The following is a 20,815-nucleotide window of genomic DNA, read 5'->3' on the forward strand; positions in this document are numbered from 1 at the left end:
ACGCGCCGGAGCAGTCGCACCGACGGTTCGAGGGGATGCCGCCCGGAAACTGTCAGAAGACTTTTGCTCGCAGCCGCGGTGGTCGATGCCATGTTCCCCGAGCGCATCGAGACCGACCGGCTCGTCCTGGAGGCGCTTTCCCGCGAGAACGTGGACCTCTTCGAGTTCTACGGTCTCTGCTCCGTCGACGCGCCGCACATCGACGAGGTGACCGAACACCTCTCGTGGGACCCCCACCGGACGCCGAACGAGACGAGGGAGTTCGTCGACGCGATGGAGGAAAACCGTGCGAAGGGAGCGGGCGCTGAGTACGTCGTTCGCCCGGCGGCGGGCGAGGACGGTGCCGGCGAGATAGCGGGTGCGACGGGGCTGAACGTCGACTGGGACCGCCGGACGGCAACGCTCGGGATGTGGCTCCGCAAGCGGTTCTGGGGCCGGGGCTACTCCGGCGAACGCGCCGCCGCACTGTTCGAGGTCGCCTTCGAGCGCCTCGACCTGGAGGTCGTCGCGGTCGAGCATCTCGACGGCAACGAGCAGTCGAAACGCGCCATCGAGAAGTACGTCGAGCGATTCGGTGGTCAGTACGACGGTCGGTTGCGAAACTGGCAACCGGACGGCGACGAGGTCCGGGATTCGCATCGCTACACGGTCAGGCGAGAACAGTGGAAGCAGAACCGCGACGAGACGAAAATCGCATCGTTCGATTAGTCCACGGTCACCGTGCCGTCGCCGTCAACGACTATCTGCCGTCCGGCGAACCGAAACGCTATACGGAGGTCGTCACCGCTGCGTCGGACCAGCGCGTTGAGCGCGTCGGGTTCGACGCTGTCGTACAGCGGCGGCAGTTCGTTCACCGAGACGTCGTTGCGCTCGGCGACGGTCTGGACGACTGTATGACTGACCGGCTCATCTCGGCAAGTTCGCCCGTTCGAGCGAGTCTTCATTAGCATCGTGTCTTCTATCTTCCTCTCGGGGCCGGACGCCCCTGACCCCGTCGCCTATCAGGAAAGGTCCGCCCCCTCACTGGGCGGTCGCTCGGCTATCCGCGTCGAACATCGTCGTGAGTAGCTTCTCCACCCCGGTCCAGAGGTGCTGGCTGAACGTCGGTTGCGAGACGTCGAGTACGTCGGCGCACTCGGCGGCGGTGCTCTCTCGCGGCCACGAGAAGTAGCCGAACTGTAACGCCGTCGTGACCGCCTGCCGCTGTCTCTCCGTCAACTCCGCCTCGAGACGGACGGAACGTTCGCTCTCGGCGACCGCCGGCAGGCCGTCGGCGAACGTGTGCTTGGCGACGAGGTGGGAGTCGGGGTGACGGTCCGTGAACGTCTCGACGACGTTACGCACGTCGCCGTACGGCGGTACGTCGGCCACAATGGTAGCGACGCCGTCGACGGCTTCGGCTCGCTTTATGACGGCGACGGTGTCCGCCAGCGTCGCGGCGACGCAGCGACCCGTGACGACTGCCGCCAGGAGGTGCTCGTCGTCGCTCTGCTCCACCACCCGCGCTCCTCTCACCGACGCGTACTCGTCCGCGACGTGGAGGAGTCGCTCGCGCGACGCCCCCCGGACGCGGAAGAACTCGAGGCGGTTCCCGTCCGTTCGCTGTATCGTCTCCCGCCCGATGATACGACAGTCCGCTCGCTCCGACGCCGCGACGAAGAAACACCCCTCGTCCTCCACCGAGAACTCGAGCTCGACCGTCGTGCCGTCCTGTTGCTCGGTCATCGTACGTGGAAGGGACCGGTGACGGATAGGCGTTGTTTGGTGGCCGTCAGCACGGTACTGACGCGAAATTCGGCCGTAACGGCGTCCGGCGCGGCGTCCGCGTCGGCGGTCGCGGTCGACGTCCGACCACTGTCAGAAGACTTTTGTTTTCGGCGAGGATGGTCGCGGTCATGTGCCCGGAGCGGGCCGAGACCCAGCGTCCCGTCATCGAACCGTCCCGTCGTGGGACCGGCGGCGGCGGACCGCGTCGCGACGCGGACGCCAGAGAGCAGCGGGAGCGCGAGCGATGACGGCCCTCGACGTTCACGAGGTTCGCCACCGGCTGAAGCTGAAGAAGGACGCCGGCCACACGAAACTGTTCGAGAACCGCGACGGCGTTGCCTGCCCGGCCTGCGGCGAACCGTTCGCCGACCTGCTCGCGACCGACCGCCGCGAGTACAGCCTCGACCCGCCGGGGTCCGCGCGTCTCTGCGTCGTCCGCGAGGACGACCGCCTGCTCCTGCTCACCCATCGATAGCCGCCCGTTCGCCGGTCGCTCGTCGCGCGCTCGACGTCGACCGCGACGTCCGCCCGTCGTCGCTCGCCGTCGCCGCTACGCCGACTCCGAGAGGGTCACGTCGAGGCGGTCTTCGAGCGCCTCGACCAGCGACCCGCCGACGCCGGCGCGGTTCGCGCGGTTCTGTTCGACGGCGAGCAGTTTCTTCTCGGGAACGTCGAGTTCGTCCGCGAGTTCCTCGCGCTGGAGGCCGGCCTCCTGGCGCGCCTCGACCACCCGGTCGCCGTAGTCGGAGACGAGATACGGCAGCGGGTCGTCGTCGTAGTTCGTTCCCTCTTTCTCCCAGTGGCTGGAATCGCCCTTCCGGGCGTCGTCCATCTTCGCCGTGTTCCGGGCGGCGCGGCGCGTCCGGTCCTGCTCGCCGCGACTACCGTCGTCGCGCTTCTTCTCGGTGCGAGCGGCGTCGTTGTGCGACGACGCACAGCTCGAACAGACCGATAGCTGTGCGCCGGCGACGTTGGCCTCGGTCAGCGAGTCCGAGGACTGCCCGCAGAGTTCGCAGGCACCCCCGCTATCGCCGCCGGACGAATTCCCTGTCGAGTATTTGGCCATACGCGTGTTACGTAGGGGCTCCATTTCAATATCGCGCTTGCGGTTCGGAGGACGACGCCGGCGGTCGCACGGGCGGCCGACGGTTCCCTCGAGGTCGGCCCGCGCCGGTCACGAGAACTCGGAGAGCGCGGTCTGGTCGCGCAACAGCGGACGGGCCTCGTACCCCCGCTTCTGGAGCGCGGCCGCGAACGACTCGTCGAACCCGTGGTGGGTGTAGACGGTCTCGGGGTCGACCGCTTCGACGACCGCGAGCAGTTCGTCGAAGTCGCAGTGGTCCGAGAGGGGGAAGGTGCGGTCGTACCCGCCGCGGTAGCGGAACGACTCGTCGACGGCCCAGCCGGAGAAGCCGACCTTCAGGCCGCCGACGCGCTCGACCAGGTCGTCGACCCAGTCGCTGCGAGCCTGGTTCGACGGGAGGAAGACTATCTCGTCGCCGGCGAGGTCGCTCGCGTCGAACGGGTCGGCGTCGAAGGTGACGCCGGTCGCCGCTTCGATGGCGTCGTCGACCTCCCGGATGGCGTCGCTGGCGACGAGCGGGCGGTTCGTCGCCTGCCGGGCGAGTTTCTGGAGCTTCTGCGCCCGGCCGAGCGAGTAACCGAACAGGAAGAGCGGTTCGTCGTGGTCGGACAGCCAGTCGCGTATCTCGCCTTCGAGCGCGGACTGCTCCGGGAAGCGGTACGCCGGGTCGCCGTAGGTGGTCTCCATCACGAGCACGTCGGCGGGGACCGGGTCGAATCCCGAGAGGTAGAGGCGGTCGCGCGTCGAGAAGTCGCCCGTGTATAGGACGCTGCGGTCGCTGGTTTCGTCAGCCACCAGCGCGGCGCGCGACCCGACGACGTGACCCGCGGGGAGCAACTCGATTCCCGGCACCGAGTCCGTGAACGCGAACCGCGCGCCGGTCCGGGCTTCCACGAGCGCGGCGGTCGTCGCCGAACAGCAGACGGTCGGCGGAGTCCGTCGGAACGTGTGGTCGGCGTGGGCGTGGCTCACCACGTTGACGTCGCCGACCGCGCTCCGGGCGTCCGCGACGACGGTGCCGAGCGACCCACCGGCCTCGACGTGGATGCCGTCCTTCCGTCGAATCACGGTCGACGTTGGGGCGGACGGAACGTGAGGGTTGCGCCGACCGCGCCGCCCCGTCCCGGAGTGGGGACCCGGGACGCCGTCGGTGTGGGGCTACTCGTCGACGAGCGACGCGAAATCCTCGACGGGGATTATCTCCATCGTCTGCATGTCCAGCCCCTGGTTCTCTATCGCCATCGCCGCCTTGAACGCCTCGTCTCGACCGGGGGCGTCCATGATGACCAGGAAGTCGTACTCGCCCAGGATGGCGTAGCTCTGTTCCAGGTCGGTGTCGTACTCCTCCAGTTCGGTGCGGAGGTCCCCCCAGATGGACGCTAACTTCTGGACGTTCTGGACTGTTCCCCGGACTTTGACGAGCGAAACGTATTTCGACACGGTTGACGTGGAGACGACGCTGGACGCGAAAACCGTTTTGCACGACGCGATTACCTGTCTTCGGTCGACCACCCTCTCACTCGAACCGAAGTGCGAGCCGCGCCGTCTCTCGACTGCGGACGGAGTCGGACGACGCGACCCCGCGATTTTTCCGCGTCGTCTCCGACCCGCTACGTATGGACAAACAGGACCTCCGCGAGCGAACCTGGGACGCCCTCGACGCCGCCGGCGAGGCGCGATTTCCCTTCCCGCCGCACGGTCGAATCCCGAACTTCGCCGGGGCTGACGACGCCGCGGACCGCCTCGCGTCCCTGCCGGAGTGGGACGACGCGGACGTGCTGAAAGCCAACCCGGACGCGCCGCAACTGCCCGTCCGGCGGCGCGCGCTCCGCGAGGGGAAGGTCGTCTACATGGCCCAGCCGCGACTGCGCGACGAGCGCCCGTTCATGAAACTCGACCCGGCCGCGATACGGGACGCGGCGGCCGACCGCGACGCGGAGCCGTCGGCGGCGCTCGACGACGCGGCGACCGTGTCGAAGATGGACCGGTACGCCGACCCGGTCGGCCCGGACGAACTGCCGCACGTCGACCTCGTCGTCTCGGGCAGCGTCGCGGTCACCGAGACCGGGGCGCGCGTCGGCAAGGGCGAGGGATACAGCGACCTCGAGTACGCGGTCCTCCGGGAACTCGGCGCGGTCGACGACGAGACGACGGTGGCGACGACGGTCCACGAACTCCAGGTGACAGACGACGCCTCCCCGGACGCCCACGACGTGCCGATGGACCTCGTCGTGACGCCGGAGCGCGTCGTCCGCACCGACACCGCCTTCGAGCGACCGGACGGGGTCGACTGGACGGCGCTGTCCGACGAGCGAATCGACGAGATTCCCGTCCTCGACCGACTGCGGTAGTAATCCCGACAACCGCCGCGACCACCGCGGACGCGTCAGGCGAGTGCCGAGAAACGCGCGTTACTCCGGAATAGACGGCGAATAACGAACTGCGTCCCCGCCGTGGGACCGCTATGCGAGGCACTCCGTTCGCGGCGACCACCCTCGTCTCGCTCGTCGTCCTCGCCGCCCTGGCACCGGGCGCGGCGGGCGGTCAGGACGGCGGGACCACGCGCATCGACTCCTGCACCACCATCGACGAACCGGGACGCTACCGACTCGCGAGCGACGTGCGCAACGCCAGCGTCGACACCTGCATCCGCGTCGGTGCCAGCGACGTGGTCCTCGACGGGGCGGGGCACGCGGTCGACGGCGTCGGGGCGTTCGGCTCCGCCGGCGTGCTCGTCACCGCGCGGGCGAACGTCACGGTCCGGAACGTGACCGCGACCGACTGGGACGACGGCGTGCGGTTCACCGGTATCCGCGACGCGACGGTCCGGAACACGACGACGGCGCGCAACCGCGTCGGACTCTCGCTCGTGTCGCTGCGCAACGGCACGGCCGTCGACAACGTCGCGCGGTCGAACGCGGTGGCGGGCGTCTTCCTCGTCGGCGCGAGTTCGAACAACGTCCTGCGGAACACGACCGCGGTCGGGAACGCGCTGGTCGGCGTCCAGCTCGTCGAGGCCAGCGACAACCGGCTCGTCGGAACGGTCGCCCGGGGCAACGAGTTCGGCGTCGCGCTGTTCGGCGCGTCCGGCAACGCGATTCGGGAGAGCGTCGCCACCGAGAACCGCATCGCGGGCGTCTGGCTCTCGGGCGCGAGCGACAACCGCGTCCACGGGAATCGCGTCTCGAACCGCTTCTACGGCGTCTACCTCGCGGACGACGCCGACAACAACTCGGTCGCGGACAACGTCGCGGTCGGGAACCCCGTCGGCGTCCGTCTGCGGTCGAGCGACGGCAACGAGGTCCTCCGAAACCGAATCGAGAACAGCAGCGACACGGGCATCCTGCTCATCTCCAGCGACGACAACCGCGTCGCCGGGAACCGCGGCTCGGACAACCGCCGCGACGTCGTCGTCTCGCCGTCCTCCTCGGGGAACGTCGTCGAGAACAACTCCCTGGGACAGCGCGACGCCGGCGAACGCACCGCGCGGGCGTAACGATACCCCGTCAGGCGTACTCGCGGGCGAACACGTCCAGGACGGCCTGGAGGATGCCCAGCACGATGGGGCCGAAGAAGAGGCCCATGAACCCGAGCGCGTAGACCCCGCCGAAGATGCCGATGACGAGGATGGCGGGGTTCAGCCGCGCCTCGTGGGCGCTTATCATCGGGCGAAGGTAGTTGTCCGAGAGACTGACGACCGCCGTCCCGTAGACGAACAGGAACGCGGCGGCGACTGGTCGACCGACGACGAACAGGTAGACGGCTGCCGGGAACCAGACCACCGAGGCGCCGATGAGCGGGAGCAGCGAGAGCAACGTCGTCACGACCGTCAGGAAGACGACGCTGGGGACGCCCGCGATGGCCAACCCGATGCCAGTGAGGACGCCCTGGACGAGCGCGACGAGCACGTTGCCGACTAGAACCGCCCACATCACGCGGTCCATCCCTTCGAACAGTTCGTCCTGCACGTCGTCGGGCAGCGGCGCGACGTCCCGGACCCAGGCGAGGAACGCGTCGCCGTCCCGGAGGAGGTAGTAGAGGACGAACGCGAGGATGGTCAGGCCGATGAAGGCGGTCGAGACGCCGCCGAACACGTCCAGCGCACGCCCGAACAGGGCGGAGCCGTCGCCGGCGGACCGCCGGAGGAACGCCCGTAGATCGATGGCTTCGAGGTCGACCACGACGCCCGCGTACCGCTCGACGAACGCCTCGACCTCGGCGACCGCGAGTTCGCCGCTCCGAATCGCCGACACCAGTTCGAACGCCTGGTCGGCGGCGACCGCGAGCACGAGTCCGACGGGAACGACCACGACCAGCGTCGTCGCGACCATCAACGACAGCGCCGACACCTGCTCGCCCACTCGCGACGCGAGCCGTCTGTGAACGGGCCAGAGGACGTACGTCAGCAGGACGGCAGCGAGGACGTACTGGAGGAACGGGCGGACGAGCAGGTAGGCCAGGAGTCCGAACACCGCTGCTAGCACCAGCAGGAACGCCCTGTCGCGCTTCATGGCGGGCCGACGGTCCGGACCCGTATAAAACGGACCAACGCTCGAGAGGGAGACTCACGGTGGCGAGAGCGAGCGAGTGTGCGTTCGACGTCGCCCCGCCCCGCGGTCGCGGTGAACGGTCGGGGAAACGAGCGGTAAGCGGAGTCTACCGGCCCCGGTCGGTAATCAGGCTCCCCCTAACTTCTCGGGAGCAGCCGTCAGGCGGCGAATAACAAACTTCCACCCCGAGTTTGCTACTCTTGCATGTCGCGAGAAAACAACGTCGAAGATAGTAACGTTAATCGGAGAGACTACCTCAAAGGACTGGCCGTCGCGGGCGTCGGAGTCGGCGGTTTTTCGGCGGCTTCCTTGGGGACGCAGGCGCAGCAGGAAGAAGTCACGGCCGAGTTCTGCGGTGAGGCCCAGGGCGGTGCCCAGGAACAGCAATGCATCGACTGTCTCCCCTGTGACGATCCGGAGGTGCTTGCGACGCCGACCGGGCTCTCGGGGTTCTGTTACACGCCGGATACGGTTCCGGAAGGCTCCACCCACGTCACGCTCAAGGCAGCCCAGGGATGTTACGTGGCGAGCGTAGGCGCGTCGACCGAGACGTTCTGCCTCCCCGACGAGAATCCGACGGACGACTCGAACCTGTACGGCGAGATCAGCAACGCGACGTTCTACCGGTGCCCGCCGAACGGCGAGAAACCGGCGGTCGACGAGGTGAAAGTCACCTGCAAGCGCGTCGAAATCTACACCTCGAACATTCCGGAGGGAGAGACGGTGACGGTGACGGTCTCGTTCGAGAACGGGGACGACCTGACGGTCGAGGCGACCGTCGACGAGAACGGCGTCGCACGAGTCGACCTACCTGGCGACCGGAACCCGACGCACGTCACCGTCACGTATCAAGGCGAGACGCTGTTCGACGAGGACGTGATGGCCGAAGACGCGCCGTGCAAGAAGCCGGAGTGTCCCCCGGGTCTCGACGTCAAGTACGAGTTCAAAGACTGCGAGTGGGTGCCGAAGTGCGGCGACGCAGACGGAATCCAGGTCGACGGCGACCGACACGAGGCGACCATCTGCGCCGCGTTCCCGTTCGAAGTCGAGTACGCGACCCGGAAGAAGGGCCACGGCAAGCACGACGGGAAGCACCACGACGGCAAGAAGTGCGGCTGCAAGGGCAAGTGCGAGGTCCAGGAGCCGGTCTCGGCCGAGTACGACGAGGAGTCCGGGAAGTACTGCGTCACGATTCCGACCGGCGACGGGAAGTCGTGCAAGAAGAAGAAGCTCTGCTGGTTCCGCGTGTACTGCCCGGATAGCTGCTGAACCGCCGTAGAACCGTCACCGTTCTTCCGAGCGTAGCCGACGGGTGTCGTCGTCGCGGGCGCGACTCCTCGACGCGTCGACGAAGAACGCGAGAGGGTTTTTGACGGTCGAACACCTGCCGTCCGTATGGTATCTACCGAGACGAAGACCAGGGCTGCCTTCCTCGCCCTCGGCGTTCTCTGCTGGTACGGGACGACGCTCGTCACCGAAAACACCGTGGTCCAGTTCGCGGTGCTCATCGGCGTCGGGGTGGTCGCTCCGACTATCGTCGCCGAGACGAGGCTCCGAGACGGGTGACGCTCCGGTTCGCTTCGTCCTGTCCTTCGCCTGTCGTCACCCACATCCGGAGCGGTCGTGTCCGTTTCCGCCTCCGCTGCGAACCGGCCACCGGTCCCGACCCCGACGACGACCGACGCGGCGAGGGGAAACCCCCGCCGTCCGCCTGATTGTGACCAATCGCCCCCAACGTTTTTCCACGATTCGGCTGTACTAACCACGTAGGTGGAACCATGAGTGGAATTCTATCAGACGAAGGGGGAGAATCGAAGACGGAGTCGGCCGTCGACGCTGTGCCGGAGTCGGTCCTACGGACGCTCAAAGTAGCGATGGAGGAGAGCGAGTCGGGAGAGACGCGGAACGGCAAAATCGTCCGCACGTTCCTGCTCGTCGATGTCGGCGAGGCGGTTCGATATCTCCGCGGAAGGAACGGAAAGACGTCCGAAGTCGCGGAGAAGACGGTCGAGAAGGCCATCGACGCGGGGTCGGACGAGACGACCACGAGCACCTCGCCAGCCCAGGAGAGCCAGGGACGGGGCATGCTCTCGAGGCTGCTCCTCGTCGGTGCCGTCGTCGGCCTCGGCTACCTGCTGAAGTCGCGGTCGGGGCCGGTCGACGAGGCCGTCAGCAAGACGACCGAGCAGCTACACTCCGTCGCCGACAAGACCGCCGTGCGCTCAGGCGAGGTCGCCCAGCGGACGGAGGCCGTCGTCGGGCAAGCCGCCGAGGGGATTCAGGAGACGGGCGAGATGGCCGCCGACCAGGTCGAGACGGGGACCGAAGAGGCCGCAGACCGGGTCCGAGAGAGCGGCGAGACGGCCGCCGACCAGGTCCAGGAAGGCGGCCAGAAGGCCGCCGACCAGGTCCAGGAAGGCGGCCAGAAGGCCGCCGACCAGATAGACGAAGCCGCCGAGACGGCGGAGGAAACCCAGGAGCAGCAGGGAGACGAGGGCGAAGAGGCGTCGAGCGAAGACGACCAGAGCGACGAGGAGTGACGGCCGCTTTCCGTCGTCGACCGGCACGCGACCACTTTTGCGCCCATCGTCGACGACGTTCTCGACGGCCGTCCGCCCGCAGTACCGTGCCGGGGAGAACCGGACGGTCACGTCGGTTTCCGCACCGATTACACCGATGCGACGAAATCGCTGAGGACCTGATTGAACCGCTCGGGTTCCTCGACGGTGAGACAGTGACCGCTGTTCTCGAAGCGTTCGAAGCTGGCGTCGGGGACGAGGTCCGCAGTATACTCGACGGCCGCGACGCTGCGCCACTTCTCGTCCGTGCCGGCGCAGACCAGCGTCGGAACGTCGATCTCGGGGAGGACGTTGCGGTAGTCGCGCGTCAGTTCGAGGAGCATCGCGCCCTGGATCGGTGGCGGGGTCCGAGACCCTTCGTCGAACATCATGGTTCGCAGCTGCCGGGAGGGCGGCGCTTTGAGTAACTGTTCTATGTTTCGTTCGAGACGGTCGAGCGGTTCAGTCTGAATACCGACGAGGGCCTCCGTGAGATCGTCGACCGTGTAGCTCCCGTGGTCGTAGCCCTCTCGTTGCAGCGGTGACGGCTCCATATCGACGTCGACCAGTGCACTGATTCGATCCGTGCCGAACTGGTCGACGTACTCCCACGACACGATCGCCCCCATCGACCAGCCGACGAGAACGACGTCATCCAGCTCCAGTTGGTCGAAAACGGCCTGCACGTCTCGGGCGTGCTGTGGCAGGGTATGGCCCACTTCCGTCTTTTCCGACCGGCCGTGGCCTCTGAAATCGACCGCGATCGTCCGGTGTTCGTTCGACAGTCCGGTTACCTGTGGTTCGAAGTACCGAAGACCTGCCCACGCCCCGTGGAGAAAGACGATCGGGCGACCCTCGCCGTGGTCCTCGTAATAGAGGTCTGCCCCGTTGCACTGCACGACCGGCATAACGGTACACGTACGTCGTGCGCCACGATAGTCCTGCGGGGCGACCCATCCGCTGACTCCATCCTCGACATCCACCACGGCTGGCGATGACGGCGACGAGGTCATCGTCGAGTCGATCGACGAGGTCGGCGGTCACGTCTGTCTGCAGATCGTCGAGACCTGGAGACGGTTCGAAGAACGGAGACTCCGTTAGGAACGTTGTGAATTGGAGAAGTGCGCTGGCTGGGATTTGAACCCAGGTTGTGACCATGGCAAGGTCACGTGATACCACTACACTACCAGCGCCCTGCTGCACTCTCACGTTTTACCGACTGAAGTATAAGGCTTCCGGATGCAGCCGACTCCGTCTGTAAGTATCTCTCACGATTCCCCTAAGTTCGGACGGTTTCGGCCGTGTGAATACGTCACGCCCTCGAATCTGAAGCGGTGCCCTTTTAACCTTCAACCAGATACAATTCGTCACAGTCTAGTGGCGAGGCGTCGAAGCGTCACGGCATGACCGTCAGCGTACTCGTGCCGTCGTCCCTCGTCCGGGAAGCCGAAGACAAGCGCGAGGCAACTCGCAAGCTCGGTTACGTCGCCCGCGCGGCGACGGTGTTCCGGACGGACAACCTGTTCGTCTTCCCCGACCGGGAAGGCGAACGCAGGTGGGGCGGCGGGTTCGTCGAAACCGTACTGACGTACGCCGCAACGCCGCCCTATCTCCGAAAGGAGGTATTCGGCAAGCGGGACGAACTGGAGTACGCGGGCGTCCTGCCGCCGCTCCGCGCCACGGCACTGACCGGCTCCGAATCCGAGGGTTCGGGGTCGTTAAGACAGGGAATCGTGACCGAGGTCGGACCTGAAGGGCGCGTTCGGGTCAATTGCGGACTGCAACACCCGATCTCACTCGTCGCTCCGTCAGAAATGACGGTCGACGAGGGGGAGCGCGTTACCGTCAGGATCTCTTCGAGAAGTCCGGTCCGTGCGAAGCTGGTCGACGAGCCCCTCCCGGGGTTCGCAGTGAAGCGCATGGACCTCACGGCAGCGCTCGACCGCGACGATGCAGGCGTGACGGTCGCCACCTCGCGACACGGCGAAGAACTCACCGTGTCGCGGCTGGCCGACCACGTCGTGCGCACCGAACGGGACGGGATGACTGTCGCGTTCGGGTCGCCCGGACGAGGGCTACCGGACATCCTCGGGGTAGACGCCGAGCGTCTCCCCGACGCGGTCGAATCCGGCGCACCCAGCCGGTTCGACCTCTGGCTGAACGCGGTTCCGAATCAGGGTAGCGAGGTCGTTCGAACGGAAGAAGCGATGTTCGCCGTCCTCGGCTGCCTGACCCTCAAACACGAGTGATACGATGCCAGAAACAAGCAGACCACGCAAAGGTTCGCTGGGCTACGGCCCCCGCAAGCGCGCGACCAGTGAGGTGCCGCGCTTCAACTCGTGGCCCGACAGCGACGGTCAGCCGTCGCTCCAGGGCTTCGCGGGCTACAAGGCCGGGATGACCCACGTGGTGATGGTCAACGACGAATCCGATTCCCCGCGAGAGGGGATGGAGGAGACCGTTCCCGTCACCATCGTCGAGACGCCCCCGATGCGGGCCGTCGCCCTGCGAGCCTACGAAGACACGCCGTACGGGCAGAAGCCGCTGACGGAAGTGTGGGGCGACGAGTTCCACGGGGAACTCGACCGCACGCTCGACGTGCCGGAGAACCACGACGCCGACGCGGCGGAGTCGGAACTCCGTGACGCGCTCGAAGCGGGCGACGTGACGGACCTCCGGGTCATCACCCACACCGTACCCAGCGACGTACAGAGCATTCCGAAGAAACAACCGGACGTCATGGAGACGCGCGTCGGCGGTGGCTCCCTGCAGGAGCGCGCCGACTTCGCGCTCGACCTGCTCGCCGACGGCGGGGAACACGCGATGAACGACGTGTTCCGCGCGGGCGAGTACACGGACGTAAGTGGCGTCACGAAAGGCAAAGGGACGCAGGGCCCCGTCAAGCGATGGGGCGTCCAGAAGCGGAAAGGCAAGCACGCCCGCCAGGGCTGGCGACGCCGCATCGGTAACCTCGGCCCGTGGAACCCGAGCCGCGTTCGCTCGACGGTTCCCCAGCAGGGCCAGACCGGTTACCACCAGCGCACCGAACTGAACAAGCGCCTCATCGACGTCGGCGACGGCGACGGCGTCAACGTCGACGGCGGGTTCGTCAACTACGGCGAGGTCGACGGACCGTACGCGCTGGTGAAGGGTTCCGTTCCCGGACCGGAGAAGCGCCTGGTGCGTTTCCGCCCTGCCATCCGACCGACCGACCAGCCGCGCCTCGACCCCGAGGTGCGCTACGTAAGCACGGAGTCCAACCAGGGATAACCCATGCAGGCAACAATCCGAGACCTCGACGGCGAGGACGCGGGTACGCTCGACCTGCCGGACACGTTCGACAACGTCGTCCGGTCGGACCTCATCAAGCGTGCCGTCCTCGCCGCGCAGGCCAACCGAAAGCAGGACTACGGTGCCGACGACTACGCGGGGATGCGCACGTCCGCCGAGTCGCCCGGCAGCGGTCGCGGCATGGCTCACGTGCCCCGGACGAACGGCCAGGGTGCGCGGGTCCCCCAGACCGTCGGGGGTCGCAAGGCCCATCCGCCGAAAGAGGAGAAGGACCGCACGCTCGACATCAACACGAAGGAGCGCAAGCAGGCCGTCCGCAGCGCCATCGCGGCGACGGCGGACGCCGACGTGGTCGCAGATCGCGGCCACCGCTTCGACGAGGACCTCGACCTCCCGCTCGTCGTGAGCGACGAGTTCGAGGACCTCGTGAAGACGAAGGAGGTCGTCTCCTTCCTCGAAGCGACCGGCCTCCACGACGACGTCGAGCGTGCCGAAGAGAACAAGTCCGTCCGGGCCGGTCGCGGGACGACCCGTGGCCGCAAGTACAAGACGCCGAAGTCGATCCTGTTCGTGACGAGCAGCGACGCCGGTCCGTCGAAGGCCGCACGCAACCTCGCGGGCGCCGACGTGGCGACCGCGGCGGAGGTCAACGCCGAAGACCTCGCGCCCGGTACCCACCCCGGACGGCTCACCGTCTGGACCGAGAGCGCCATCGAGGAGGTGGCCGAGCGATGAGCTCCGTCATCGAGTTCCCCTGGGTTACGGAGAAGGCGATGAACCAGATGGACTTCGAGAACAAGCTCCAGTTCATCGTCGATCTCGACGCGCACAAGCCCGACATCCGCGAGGAGATCGAGCAGCAGTACGACGTGACCGTCGAGAGCATCAACACCCAGGTCACGATGAACGGTCGGAAGAAGGCCACCGTGGCACTGTCCGACGACGACGACGCCCAGGAAGTGGCGTCTCGAATCGGGGTGTTCTGACACATGGGACGACGAATTCAAGGACAGCGACGTGGTCGCGGCGGACCGACGTTCCGCGCCCCGTCGCACCGATACAAGGCTGAACTGGGACACAAGACGACCGAAGACGACGACATCGTCTCGGGCACCGTCGTGGACATCGAACACGACCCCGCGCGAAGCGCGCCCGTCGCCGCCATCGAGTTCGAGGACGGCGACCAGCGCCTCGTGCTCGCGCCCGAGGGCGTCGGCGTCGGCGAGGAGATTCAGGTCGGCGTCTCCGCCGAGATCAAGCCGGGTAATACGCTCCCGCTCGCCGAGATTCCGGAAGGAGTCCCGGTGTGCAACGTCGAGCGCCAGCCCGGCGACGGCGGGAAGTTCGCGCGCGCCTCCGGCGTGAGCGCGGACCTCATCACGCACGACCGAGATGCGGCCGTCGTCGAGCTTCCGAGCGGCGAGGTCAAGCGACTCTCGCCCGACTGTCGCGCCACCATCGGCGTCGTCGCCGGTGGCGGCCGGACGGAGAAGCCGATGGTCAAGGCCGGCAACAAGTACCACAAGATGAAAGCGCGCGGCACCAAGTGGCCGAACGTTCGCGGCGTGGCGATGAACGCCGTCGACCACCCGTTCGGTGGCGGTGGCCGCCAGCACCCCGGTCGACCGAAGAGCGTCTCGCGGAACGCACCGCCGGGACGCAAGGTCGGGGACATCTCGTCCCGGCGCACGGGACGGGGAGGTAACTGATGAGCGAGAGTGACTACCGAACCGGCCGTGAAGGTGAGTTCACCTTCCGCGGTCACGACCTCGACGAGCTGCAGGACATGAGTCTGGAGGAAGTCGCGGAACTGCTACCCGCTCGCCAGCGGCGAACCATCGAACGCGGGTTGACCGTCGAGCAGGAGAAGCTGCTCGAGAAGGCCCAGAAGAAGACCGACGAGGAGTCGGCAAACGACCCGATCCGAACGCATCTGCGCGACATGCCGGTGCTGCCGGAGTTCGTCGGCAAGACGTTCGCCGTCTACACCGGCCAGAGCTTCGAGCGCGTCAAGGTCGAGCCCGAGATGCTGGGCCACTACCTCGGCGAGTTCCAGCTGACCCGCACGTCCGTCGAGCACGGACAGGCGGGCATCGGCGCGACCCGCTCCTCGAAGTTCGTGCCACTCAAGTAAATCATGGGAATCAGCTACAGCGTCGAGGCCGACCCGGACACCACCGCCAAGGGGATGCTCCGGGAGCGGCACATGAGCCACAAGCACAGCAAGGCGATCGCCCGGGAGATCAAAGGGATGACCGCGGAGGACGCGAAGGCGTACCTCCACGACGTCGTCGACGAGAAGCAGTCGGTCCCGTTCAAACAGCACAACAGCGGCGTCGGTCACCGTAGCGACATCGACGGCTGGGACGCCGGTCGCTACCCCGAGAAGGCCAGCGAGGCGTTCCTCGACCTGCTGGAGAACGTCACGAACAACGCCGACGAGCAGGGCTTCGACGGCGACGCGATGGAGATCATGCACGTCGCCGCCCACAAGGTCGGCGAGGTGGAGGGACGCAAGCCTCGCGCGATGGGCCGGGCGACCGCCTGGAACACGCCCGAGGTCGACGTCGAACTGATCCTCGAGGAGGACGAAGAATAATGGCAGACGAACACCAGTTCATCGAAGACGGCCTGCAGCGGTCCCAGATAGACGAGTTCTTCGCGGACGAACTCGGCCGCGCGGGCTACGGAGGAATGGAAGTCGCCAAGACCCCGATGGGTACCCAGATCGTCCTCAAGGCCGAGAAGCCCGGGATGGTCATCGGCAAGGGCGGCAAGAACATCCGGAAGATCACCACCCAGCTGGAGGAGAAGTTCAACCTCGACGACCCCCAGATAGACGTCCAGGAGGTCGACGAGCCGGACCTGAACGCCCGCATCGTCGCGGACCGGCTGGCCAACGCGCTCGAACGCGGCTGGTACTTCCGGAAGGCGGGCCACACCACCATCGACCGCATCATGGACGCCGGCGCCCTCGGGGCGGAGATCGTCCTCTCGGGCAAGGTCACCGGTGCGCGCTCGCGCGTGGAGAAGTTCAACCGCGGCTACATCAAGCACAACGGCGAGCCCGCCCAGACCATCGTCGACCACGGACAGGGCGTCGCGGTGATGAAGCTCGGCACCATCGGCGTGGACGTGAAGATCATCCCGCCGGGAGCCGACCTGCCCGACGACTTCCACATCGAGGAGGGCGCGGACCCCGAGGAAGTCGTTCCGGAGGCAGTCGAGGCCAACGAGGCCGCCGAACTCATCGAGGAACCCAGTGACGAAGAGCTCGAGGAGCTCCGGGCCGAGGAGGCCGAGGAGCCGCCCGAGCCGGGTGAAGAGGAGATCGACGAGGAGACGATAGAGGAGGTCATCGAGGAAGAGACCGAGACCGAGAGCGAGAGCGAACCCGAGACGGAGGCGTCCGGCGAGGACGAGTCCGTCGAGGAGGAGCTCGACGAGCTCGAGGAGGACGTCGAGGCCGAAGCGGAAGAGCTGATGGAAGAGATGGAAGACGACTCCGACGAGGAGGGTGACCAGTAATGGCCATCGTTCACGTCGAGGAACTGCGGGACATGACGCCCGCGGAACGAGAGTCCGAACTCGAAGAGCTCGAGACCGAACTGCTCAACGCGAAGGCCGTGAAGGCCGCCGGGGGCGCGCCCGAGAACCCCGGCCGCATCAAGGAACTCCGCCGGACGATCGCTCGGATCAAGACGGTCCAGCGAGAGGAAGGCGACCTGGAGGAATAATGGCACTGACACCCGAGACGCTACCGAAACACGAACTCGTCGGCCTGCACGTGCGGGTCGTCTCCGCGACGAACCCCGACCTCGTCGGTATCGAGGGCCGGGTCGTCGACGAGACGATGCGGACGCTGAGCGTCGAGTCCGCGTCTCGGGTGCGCCAGGTGCAAAAGCGCGGGACGAAGTTCGAGTTCCGACTCACAGATGAAGCCGCCGACTCCGAAAGGACGTCGGGGACTGTGCCAGAACTTCAGTCGGAAACTGCCGGAGTCCGCTCCGGTCAGTCTGGCTGTTGCGAGGGCACAGCCTACGTTACGGTGGATGGAGCTATCTTGCTCTCACGACCCGAGCTACGCACCGAATCAGGAGGTATATCGAAATGGCGTTAGGACTGAACGTACCAGAACCGGAGGAAACCTGCTCCGACGAGAACTGTCCGTTCCACGGAACGCTGTCCGTGCGCGGCCAGACTCTCGAAGGAGCGGTGGCCTCCACCGACATGGACAAGACCGTCGTCGTCGAGCGAGAGTACGACGTTACCGTGCCCAAATACGACCGGCAGATGAAACGCCGGTCCCGTATCCCGGCCCACGCGCCGGAGTGCATGGAGCTCTCGGAAGGCGACACGGTTCGTATCGCAGAGACACGACCGCTCTCGAAGACGAAGTCGCACGTGGTCGTCGAGACCGTCGAGACCCACCGTGACCTCGCCGGAGGTGACGACTGATGGAAGCGCTGAAAGCGGACGTGACCCAGGGCCTCGAGAAGGGCTCGCTGATCACCTGTGCCGACAACACCGGCGCACGTCAGCTGAAGGTCATCAGCGTCTCGAACTACCACAGCACGAAGAACCGCCACCCGAAGGCGGGCATCGGTGACAAGGTGACGGTGTCGGTCACCAAGGGGACGCCCGAGATGCGTCGCCAGGTGCTCGAAGCCGTCATCGTCCGCCAGCGCAAGCCCATCCGTCGTCCCGACGGCCGCCGCGTGAAGTTCGAAGACAACGCGGCCGTCATCATCGACGACGTCGAGGAGCCGCGCGGGACCGAGATCAAGGGTCCCATCGCGCGGGAAGTCGCCGAGCGGTTCGGAAGTATCGCGAGCACCGCTACGATGATAGTATGACTCGACAACCACGCAAACAGCGAAAACAGACCGAACGCGCCTCGCTGCACGAGCGACACGATCAGGTCAAGGCGACGCTGTCCGACGACCTCCGCGAGGAGTTCGGACGGCGTAGCGTCCGCGTCAACGCGGGCGACACGGTCGAGGTCATGCGCGGCGACTTCGCCGGCGAGGAAGGCGAAGTGCTCGAAGTGGACCTGAAGAACGCCGTCGTCCACGTCGAGGACGTCACGCTGGAGAAGTCGGACGGCGAGGAAGTGCCGCGCTCGCTCGACGCGAGCAACCTTCGCGTGACCGACCTCGACCTCGAAGACGACCGCCGCGAGACGCGACTGCAAGGTGATGACGAATGACGAAACACCAGAAACGACTCTCCGTTCCGAAGTCCTGGCCGGTCGAGCGCAAGACCGAGACCTTCACCGTGAAGGCCGGCGCTGGCCCGCACGGTCAGGCAGGCGTCCCGCTGGTCGTCCTCCTGCGGGACGTGCTCGGTTACGTCGACTCCAAGAAGGAAGCGCGCTACGCCATCGAACGGGGTAGCGTCCTCGTCAACGGCGACTCGCCCAGCGACGAACAGCGCCCCATCGGGATGTTCGACATCCTGTCGTTCCCGGAGCGCGACGAGTACTACCGCGTCTTCCCCGACGAGGGCGGTCGGCTCGCGCTGACGGCCATCGACGAGGACGCGGCCGGGAGCAAGCTGGCGAAGATAGAGGACAAGACGCAGGTCGCTGGCGAGCGCACGCAGCTCAACTTCCACGACGGGGGCAACCTCCTCGTGGACGACGCCAGCGAGTACGACGCGAAAGACTCCGTCGTCGTCAGCAACGACGACAACGAGATCGTCGCTCACTTCCCCTACGAGGAAGGCTGTCTCGTCACGGCCGTCCGCGGTACGCACGCGGGCGACGTCGGCGAGGTGACCGACATCGAGGTGACGCCCGGAAGCGGTTCGAACGGCGTCATCGTCGAAGGCGAGGACGGTACCTTCGAGACGGTCGAGGAGTACGTCGTCGTCATCGACGAGAACTTCACCGGCGACGACGAGGCGTCGGGAGGTGACGCCGAATGAGCGAAGCAGAGACCGAGTTCGACGACATGCGCGAACCGCGCGTCGAGAAGGTCGTCGTCCACATGGGCGTCGGCGAAGGTGGTCGTGAACTCGCGGACGCCGAGGACATCCTCGAAGACGTCACGGGCCAGCAGAGCGTTCGGACGCTGGCGAACTCGACGATGCCGGACTTCGGCATCCGACAGGGCGACCCCATCGGGGCGAAGGTGACGCTCCGCGGCGAGGACGCCATCGAGTTCATCGAGACGGCGCTGTCGCTGACCGACGTCTCCCGGTCGCAGTTCGACGACAACGGGAACTTCAGCTTCGGTGTCGAGGAGCACACCGAGTTCCCGAGCCAGGAGTACGACCCGAGCATCGGAATCTACGGGCTCGACGTGACCGTCAACCTCGTCCGGCCGGGTTACCGCGTCGCCAAGCGCGACAAGGCGACCCGCCAGATTCCATCGAACCACCGCCTGACCGTCGAGGACGCGGTCGCGTTCCTCGAGGGCAACTTCGACGTGGAGGTCAACGAATGAGCGAGAGTGAACACGACGGAGACGTGACCGGCGAGCACGCCGAGAAGCGGACCGGCCAACTCGAGGCCTGCCAGCGCTGCGGGCGCAAACAGGGCCTGGTCGGCAAGTACGACATCTACCTGTGCCGGCAGTGCTTCCGGGAGATAGCCCGCGACATGGGCTTCAAGAAGTATCGATAACTATGGCAGGAAACGATCCGCTGGCCAACGCACTCTCCGGCGTGGACAACGCCGAGGGCGTCGGCCACCTAACTCACACCGTACAGCCCGCCTCGAACGAGATCGGCAACGTACTCGAGGTCTTCTACGACCACGGGTACATCGACGGCTTCGAGTTCGTCGACGACGGCAAAGCCGGTCAGTTCGAGGTCGAACTGAAAGGCGCTATAAACGAGTGTGGCGCGGTCAAGCCCCGCTACTCGGCGGGCGCAGACGAGTTCGAGAAGTGGGAGAAGCGATTCCTCCCCGCCCAGGACTACGGGACGCTCGTCGTCACGACCAGCCACGGTATCATGAGCCACTACGAGGCCCGCGACGAGGGCATCGGTGGCCAGGTCATCGCGTACGTCTACTAGAACAATGCCACGAACCGAAATCGAGATTCCGGACGAGGTGACCGCCGAGATAGACCACCTCGATCTCACCGTCGAGGGGCCCGAGGGCAACGTCACGCGACGCCTCTGGTACCCGGACGTCGAGGTCGAGGTCGAAGACGGTCACGTGGTCGTCCAGAGCGACGAGACCGACGCCAAGACGATGGCGACGCTCGGCACGTTCGAGAGCCACGTACGAAACATGTTCCACGGCGTGACCGACGAGTGGGAGTACAAGATGGAAGTCTTCTACTCTCACTTCCCGATGCAGGTGCGATCGGAGGGCGACGAGGTCGTCATCGAGAACTTCCTCGGCGAGAAAGCGCCCCGGCGAGCGGCGATTCACGGGGACACCACCGTCGAGGTGGACGACGAGGAAGTGTACCTGCGCGGCCCCGACATCGAGGACGTGGGCCAGACCGCCGCGGACATCGAACAACTCACTCGCGTTCCCGGCAAGGACACGCGAGTGTTCCAGGACGGCGTCTACATCACAGAGAAGCCGTCGACGGGAGGTGCCTGAT

The 20,815-nt window shown here is 66.4% G+C and carries 32 protein-coding genes and 1 tRNA gene; 25 read left to right on the top strand and 8 right to left on the bottom strand.

All coding sequences use genetic code 11. The features are described 5' to 3' along the window. Positions 1–90 precede the first annotated feature (90 nt). Entirely contained in the window at positions 91–708 is a 618-nt protein-coding gene (locus ACTF4R_RS00735; protein WP_440005468.1) for a GNAT family N-acetyltransferase, read from the top strand. Here the strand turns inward: ACTF4R_RS00735 and ACTF4R_RS00740 are convergent. Next, positions 705–950 carry a HalOD1 output domain-containing protein gene (locus ACTF4R_RS00740; RefSeq protein ID WP_440005470.1) on the bottom strand — a complete coding sequence of 82 codons (246 nt, stop codon included), beginning with the start codon at positions 948–950 and terminating at the stop codon, positions 705–707. The two genes, ACTF4R_RS00735 and ACTF4R_RS00740, sit on opposite strands and share 4 nt — an antisense overlap. Before the next feature lie 70 nt (positions 951–1,020). Next, positions 1,021–1,725, bottom strand: a complete 705-nt coding sequence (locus ACTF4R_RS00745; RefSeq protein WP_440005472.1) for a bacterio-opsin activator domain-containing protein — start codon at positions 1,723–1,725, stop codon at positions 1,021–1,023. 286 nt (positions 1,726–2,011) lie between these two features. On the opposite strand from ACTF4R_RS00745, the gene ACTF4R_RS00750 reads away from it, so the two are divergent. Next, positions 2,012–2,242: a DUF7385 family protein gene (locus tag ACTF4R_RS00750; RefSeq protein WP_440005474.1), complete on the top strand. Its 231-nt coding sequence runs from the start codon at positions 2,012–2,014 to the stop codon at positions 2,240–2,242. A gap of 75 nt (positions 2,243–2,317) precedes the next feature. On the opposite strand, the gene ACTF4R_RS00755 is transcribed toward ACTF4R_RS00750, so the two are convergent. The 3 genes from ACTF4R_RS00755 to ACTF4R_RS00765 form a co-directional block, all read right to left on the bottom strand. Next, on the bottom strand, positions 2,318–2,833 hold the full coding sequence (locus ACTF4R_RS00755; protein ID WP_440005476.1) for a helix-turn-helix domain-containing protein: 516 nt from the start codon (positions 2,831–2,833) through the stop codon (positions 2,318–2,320). A 108-nt stretch (positions 2,834–2,941) separates the two neighbouring features. Continuing rightward, entirely contained in the window at positions 2,942–3,919 is a 978-nt protein-coding gene (locus ACTF4R_RS00760; RefSeq protein WP_440005478.1) for an mRNA cleavage and polyadenylation specificity factor-like protein, read from the bottom strand. Positions 3,920–4,009: 90 nt separating this feature from the next. Next, the gene (locus ACTF4R_RS00765) at positions 4,010–4,291 is read right to left on the bottom strand and encodes a GYD domain-containing protein (RefSeq protein ID WP_440005480.1); all 282 of its coding nucleotides are present in this window, start codon (positions 4,289–4,291) and stop codon (positions 4,010–4,012) included. Positions 4,292–4,467: 176 nt separating this feature from the next. Here ACTF4R_RS00765 and ACTF4R_RS00770 point away from each other — a divergent pair, with 176 nt between their 5' ends. Then, positions 4,468–5,202 carry a 5-formyltetrahydrofolate cyclo-ligase gene (locus tag ACTF4R_RS00770; protein WP_440005482.1) on the top strand — a complete coding sequence of 245 codons (735 nt, stop codon included), beginning with the start codon at positions 4,468–4,470 and terminating at the stop codon, positions 5,200–5,202. Positions 5,203–5,315: 113 nt separating this feature from the next. Continuing rightward, on the top strand, positions 5,316–6,347 hold the full coding sequence (locus ACTF4R_RS00775; protein WP_440005484.1) for a right-handed parallel beta-helix repeat-containing protein: 1,032 nt from the start codon (positions 5,316–5,318) through the stop codon (positions 6,345–6,347). Between the two features lie 10 nt (positions 6,348–6,357). Here ACTF4R_RS00775 and ACTF4R_RS00780 read toward each other — a convergent pair whose 3' ends face one another. Next, positions 6,358–7,362 (bottom strand): AI-2E family transporter, encoded by a 1,005-nt coding sequence (locus tag ACTF4R_RS00780; protein WP_440005486.1) that lies wholly within the window; start codon positions 7,360–7,362, stop codon positions 6,358–6,360. Between the two features lie 348 nt (positions 7,363–7,710). Between ACTF4R_RS00780 and ACTF4R_RS00785 the strand changes: the two genes are divergently transcribed. The 3 genes from ACTF4R_RS00785 (at position 7,711) to ACTF4R_RS00795 (ending at position 9,941) form a co-directional block, all read left to right on the top strand. Then, on the top strand, positions 7,711–8,670 hold the full coding sequence (locus tag ACTF4R_RS00785) for a hypothetical protein (protein WP_440005488.1): 960 nt from the start codon (positions 7,711–7,713) through the stop codon (positions 8,668–8,670). A gap of 126 nt (positions 8,671–8,796) precedes the next feature. After that, the gene (locus tag ACTF4R_RS00790) at positions 8,797–8,967 is read left to right on the top strand and encodes a DUF7987 family protein (protein ID WP_440005489.1); all 171 of its coding nucleotides are present in this window, start codon (positions 8,797–8,799) and stop codon (positions 8,965–8,967) included. A 212-nt stretch (positions 8,968–9,179) separates the two neighbouring features. Beyond that, entirely contained in the window at positions 9,180–9,941 is a 762-nt protein-coding gene (locus ACTF4R_RS00795; RefSeq protein ID WP_440005490.1) for a prolipoprotein diacylglyceryl transferase, read from the top strand. Between the two features lie 128 nt (positions 9,942–10,069). Here the strand turns inward: ACTF4R_RS00795 and ACTF4R_RS00800 are convergent, their stop codons facing one another. Beyond that, positions 10,070–10,867 carry an alpha/beta fold hydrolase gene (locus ACTF4R_RS00800; RefSeq protein WP_440006653.1) on the bottom strand — a complete coding sequence of 266 codons (798 nt, stop codon included), beginning with the start codon at positions 10,865–10,867 and terminating at the stop codon, positions 10,070–10,072. Positions 10,868–11,081: 214 nt separating this feature from the next. After that, positions 11,082–11,152, bottom strand: a tRNA-Gly gene (locus ACTF4R_RS00805). 210 nt (positions 11,153–11,362) lie between these two features. On the opposite strand from ACTF4R_RS00805, the gene ACTF4R_RS00810 reads away from it, so the two are divergent. From ACTF4R_RS00810 to ACTF4R_RS00895, 18 genes are read left to right on the top strand one after another with little or no spacing between them, the layout of a single operon-like run. Beyond that, positions 11,363–12,208 carry a putative RNA uridine N3 methyltransferase gene (locus ACTF4R_RS00810; RefSeq protein ID WP_440005491.1) on the top strand — a complete coding sequence of 282 codons (846 nt, stop codon included), beginning with the start codon at positions 11,363–11,365 and terminating at the stop codon, positions 12,206–12,208. Between the two features lie 4 nt (positions 12,209–12,212). Continuing rightward, the gene (locus ACTF4R_RS00815; RefSeq protein ID WP_433623593.1) at positions 12,213–13,229 is read left to right on the top strand and encodes a 50S ribosomal protein L3; all 1,017 of its coding nucleotides are present in this window, start codon (positions 12,213–12,215) and stop codon (positions 13,227–13,229) included. A gap of 3 nt (positions 13,230–13,232) precedes the next feature. Beyond that, positions 13,233–13,985, top strand: coding sequence for a 50S ribosomal protein L4 (rpl4p, locus tag ACTF4R_RS00820; RefSeq protein WP_440005493.1), 753 nt, complete (start codon positions 13,233–13,235; stop codon positions 13,983–13,985). Further along, positions 13,982–14,236: a 50S ribosomal protein L23 gene (locus tag ACTF4R_RS00825; RefSeq protein ID WP_113275362.1), complete on the top strand. Its 255-nt coding sequence runs from the start codon at positions 13,982–13,984 to the stop codon at positions 14,234–14,236. Before rpl4p ends, ACTF4R_RS00825 begins: the two co-directional genes overlap by 4 nt. 3 nt (positions 14,237–14,239) lie before the next feature. Continuing rightward, positions 14,240–14,959 carry a 50S ribosomal protein L2 gene (locus ACTF4R_RS00830; RefSeq protein ID WP_433623596.1) on the top strand — a complete coding sequence of 240 codons (720 nt, stop codon included), beginning with the start codon at positions 14,240–14,242 and terminating at the stop codon, positions 14,957–14,959. Continuing rightward, complete coding sequence (locus ACTF4R_RS00835) at positions 14,959–15,384, top strand: 30S ribosomal protein S19 (protein ID WP_113275364.1); 426 nt, start codon at positions 14,959–14,961, stop codon at positions 15,382–15,384. Before ACTF4R_RS00830 ends, ACTF4R_RS00835 begins: the two co-directional genes overlap by 1 nt. A 3-nt stretch (positions 15,385–15,387) precedes the next feature. Next, entirely contained in the window at positions 15,388–15,849 is a 462-nt protein-coding gene (locus ACTF4R_RS00840; protein ID WP_440005494.1) for a 50S ribosomal protein L22, read from the top strand. After that, entirely contained in the window at positions 15,849–16,778 is a 930-nt protein-coding gene (locus ACTF4R_RS00845; protein ID WP_440005496.1) for a 30S ribosomal protein S3, read from the top strand. The genes ACTF4R_RS00840 and ACTF4R_RS00845 overlap by 1 nt, the downstream gene beginning before the upstream one ends. Beyond that, positions 16,778–16,987, top strand: coding sequence for a 50S ribosomal protein L29 (gene rpmC, locus ACTF4R_RS00850; RefSeq protein ID WP_113275367.1), 210 nt, complete (start codon positions 16,778–16,780; stop codon positions 16,985–16,987). Before ACTF4R_RS00845 ends, rpmC begins: the two co-directional genes overlap by 1 nt. Beyond that, complete coding sequence (locus tag ACTF4R_RS00855; protein WP_433623601.1) at positions 16,987–17,370, top strand: ribonuclease P protein component 1; 384 nt, start codon at positions 16,987–16,989, stop codon at positions 17,368–17,370. Before rpmC ends, ACTF4R_RS00855 begins: the two co-directional genes overlap by 1 nt. After that, a complete protein-coding gene (locus tag ACTF4R_RS00860) occupies positions 17,361–17,708 on the top strand; it encodes a 30S ribosomal protein S17 (RefSeq protein WP_113275369.1) in 348 nt (115 codons plus the stop codon). Before ACTF4R_RS00855 ends, ACTF4R_RS00860 begins: the two co-directional genes overlap by 10 nt. Then, the gene (locus ACTF4R_RS00865) at positions 17,708–18,106 is read left to right on the top strand and encodes a 50S ribosomal protein L14 (RefSeq protein ID WP_440005499.1); all 399 of its coding nucleotides are present in this window, start codon (positions 17,708–17,710) and stop codon (positions 18,104–18,106) included. The genes ACTF4R_RS00860 and ACTF4R_RS00865 overlap by 1 nt, the downstream gene beginning before the upstream one ends. Then, positions 18,103–18,459: a 50S ribosomal protein L24 gene (rplX, locus tag ACTF4R_RS00870; protein WP_440005501.1), complete on the top strand. Its 357-nt coding sequence runs from the start codon at positions 18,103–18,105 to the stop codon at positions 18,457–18,459. Before ACTF4R_RS00865 ends, rplX begins: the two co-directional genes overlap by 4 nt. After that, on the top strand, positions 18,456–19,178 hold the full coding sequence (locus tag ACTF4R_RS00875; RefSeq protein WP_440005503.1) for a 30S ribosomal protein S4e: 723 nt from the start codon (positions 18,456–18,458) through the stop codon (positions 19,176–19,178). Before rplX ends, ACTF4R_RS00875 begins: the two co-directional genes overlap by 4 nt. Continuing rightward, the gene (locus tag ACTF4R_RS00880) at positions 19,175–19,699 is read left to right on the top strand and encodes a 50S ribosomal protein L5 (protein WP_440005505.1); all 525 of its coding nucleotides are present in this window, start codon (positions 19,175–19,177) and stop codon (positions 19,697–19,699) included. The genes ACTF4R_RS00875 and ACTF4R_RS00880 overlap by 4 nt, the downstream gene beginning before the upstream one ends. After that, positions 19,696–19,878, top strand: coding sequence for a 30S ribosomal protein S14 (locus tag ACTF4R_RS00885; protein ID WP_113275374.1), 183 nt, complete (start codon positions 19,696–19,698; stop codon positions 19,876–19,878). The genes ACTF4R_RS00880 and ACTF4R_RS00885 overlap by 4 nt, the downstream gene beginning before the upstream one ends. 2 nt (positions 19,879–19,880) lie before the next feature. After that, positions 19,881–20,273: a 30S ribosomal protein S8 gene (locus tag ACTF4R_RS00890; protein WP_113275375.1), complete on the top strand. Its 393-nt coding sequence runs from the start codon at positions 19,881–19,883 to the stop codon at positions 20,271–20,273. 4 nt (positions 20,274–20,277) lie between these two features. Then, positions 20,278–20,814 (top strand): 50S ribosomal protein L6, encoded by a 537-nt coding sequence (locus tag ACTF4R_RS00895; protein ID WP_440005508.1) that lies wholly within the window; start codon positions 20,278–20,280, stop codon positions 20,812–20,814. Position 20,815 lies beyond the last annotated feature (1 nt).

The sequence above is a fragment of the Halomicrococcus pelagicus genome (genome assembly GCF_051917725.1).
Classification (GTDB): Archaea; Halobacteriota; Halobacteria; order Halobacteriales; family Haladaptataceae; genus Halomicrococcus.

Coding starts and splice junctions, on each gene's coding strand:
- ACTF4R_RS00735 (WP_440005468.1), top strand. CDS start 91: ATGTTCCCCGAGCGCATCGAGACCGACCGGCTCGTCCTGGAGGCGCTT.
- ACTF4R_RS00740 (WP_440005470.1), bottom strand. CDS start 950: ATGCTAATGAAGACTCGCTCGAACGGGCGAACTTGCCGAGATGAGCCG.
- ACTF4R_RS00745 (WP_440005472.1), bottom strand. CDS start 1,725: ATGACCGAGCAACAGGACGGCACGACGGTCGAGCTCGAGTTCTCGGTG.
- ACTF4R_RS00750 (WP_440005474.1), top strand. CDS start 2,012: ATGACGGCCCTCGACGTTCACGAGGTTCGCCACCGGCTGAAGCTGAAG.
- ACTF4R_RS00755 (WP_440005476.1), bottom strand. CDS start 2,833: ATGGCCAAATACTCGACAGGGAATTCGTCCGGCGGCGATAGCGGGGGT.
- ACTF4R_RS00770 (WP_440005482.1), top strand. CDS start 4,468: ATGGACAAACAGGACCTCCGCGAGCGAACCTGGGACGCCCTCGACGCC.
- ACTF4R_RS00775 (WP_440005484.1), top strand. CDS start 5,316: ATGCGAGGCACTCCGTTCGCGGCGACCACCCTCGTCTCGCTCGTCGTC.
- ACTF4R_RS00780 (WP_440005486.1), bottom strand. CDS start 7,362: ATGAAGCGCGACAGGGCGTTCCTGCTGGTGCTAGCAGCGGTGTTCGGA.
- ACTF4R_RS00790 (WP_440005489.1), top strand. CDS start 8,797: ATGGTATCTACCGAGACGAAGACCAGGGCTGCCTTCCTCGCCCTCGGC.
- ACTF4R_RS00795 (WP_440005490.1), top strand. CDS start 9,180: ATGAGTGGAATTCTATCAGACGAAGGGGGAGAATCGAAGACGGAGTCG.
- ACTF4R_RS00800 (WP_440006653.1), bottom strand. CDS start 10,867: ATGCCGGTCGTGCAGTGCAACGGGGCAGACCTCTATTACGAGGACCAC.
- ACTF4R_RS00810 (WP_440005491.1), top strand. CDS start 11,363: ATGACCGTCAGCGTACTCGTGCCGTCGTCCCTCGTCCGGGAAGCCGAA.
- ACTF4R_RS00815 (WP_433623593.1), top strand. CDS start 12,213: ATGCCAGAAACAAGCAGACCACGCAAAGGTTCGCTGGGCTACGGCCCC.
- rpl4p (WP_440005493.1), top strand. CDS start 13,233: ATGCAGGCAACAATCCGAGACCTCGACGGCGAGGACGCGGGTACGCTC.
- ACTF4R_RS00825 (WP_113275362.1), top strand. CDS start 13,982: ATGAGCTCCGTCATCGAGTTCCCCTGGGTTACGGAGAAGGCGATGAAC.
- ACTF4R_RS00830 (WP_433623596.1), top strand. CDS start 14,240: ATGGGACGACGAATTCAAGGACAGCGACGTGGTCGCGGCGGACCGACG.
- ACTF4R_RS00835 (WP_113275364.1), top strand. CDS start 14,959: ATGAGCGAGAGTGACTACCGAACCGGCCGTGAAGGTGAGTTCACCTTC.
- ACTF4R_RS00840 (WP_440005494.1), top strand. CDS start 15,388: ATGGGAATCAGCTACAGCGTCGAGGCCGACCCGGACACCACCGCCAAG.
- ACTF4R_RS00845 (WP_440005496.1), top strand. CDS start 15,849: ATGGCAGACGAACACCAGTTCATCGAAGACGGCCTGCAGCGGTCCCAG.
- rpmC (WP_113275367.1), top strand. CDS start 16,778: ATGGCCATCGTTCACGTCGAGGAACTGCGGGACATGACGCCCGCGGAA.
- ACTF4R_RS00855 (WP_433623601.1), top strand. CDS start 16,987: ATGGCACTGACACCCGAGACGCTACCGAAACACGAACTCGTCGGCCTG.
- ACTF4R_RS00860 (WP_113275369.1), top strand. CDS start 17,361: ATGGCGTTAGGACTGAACGTACCAGAACCGGAGGAAACCTGCTCCGAC.
- ACTF4R_RS00865 (WP_440005499.1), top strand. CDS start 17,708: ATGGAAGCGCTGAAAGCGGACGTGACCCAGGGCCTCGAGAAGGGCTCG.
- rplX (WP_440005501.1), top strand. CDS start 18,103: ATGACTCGACAACCACGCAAACAGCGAAAACAGACCGAACGCGCCTCG.
- ACTF4R_RS00875 (WP_440005503.1), top strand. CDS start 18,456: ATGACGAAACACCAGAAACGACTCTCCGTTCCGAAGTCCTGGCCGGTC.
- ACTF4R_RS00880 (WP_440005505.1), top strand. CDS start 19,175: ATGAGCGAAGCAGAGACCGAGTTCGACGACATGCGCGAACCGCGCGTC.
- ACTF4R_RS00885 (WP_113275374.1), top strand. CDS start 19,696: ATGAGCGAGAGTGAACACGACGGAGACGTGACCGGCGAGCACGCCGAG.
- ACTF4R_RS00890 (WP_113275375.1), top strand. CDS start 19,881: ATGGCAGGAAACGATCCGCTGGCCAACGCACTCTCCGGCGTGGACAAC.
- ACTF4R_RS00895 (WP_440005508.1), top strand. CDS start 20,278: ATGCCACGAACCGAAATCGAGATTCCGGACGAGGTGACCGCCGAGATA.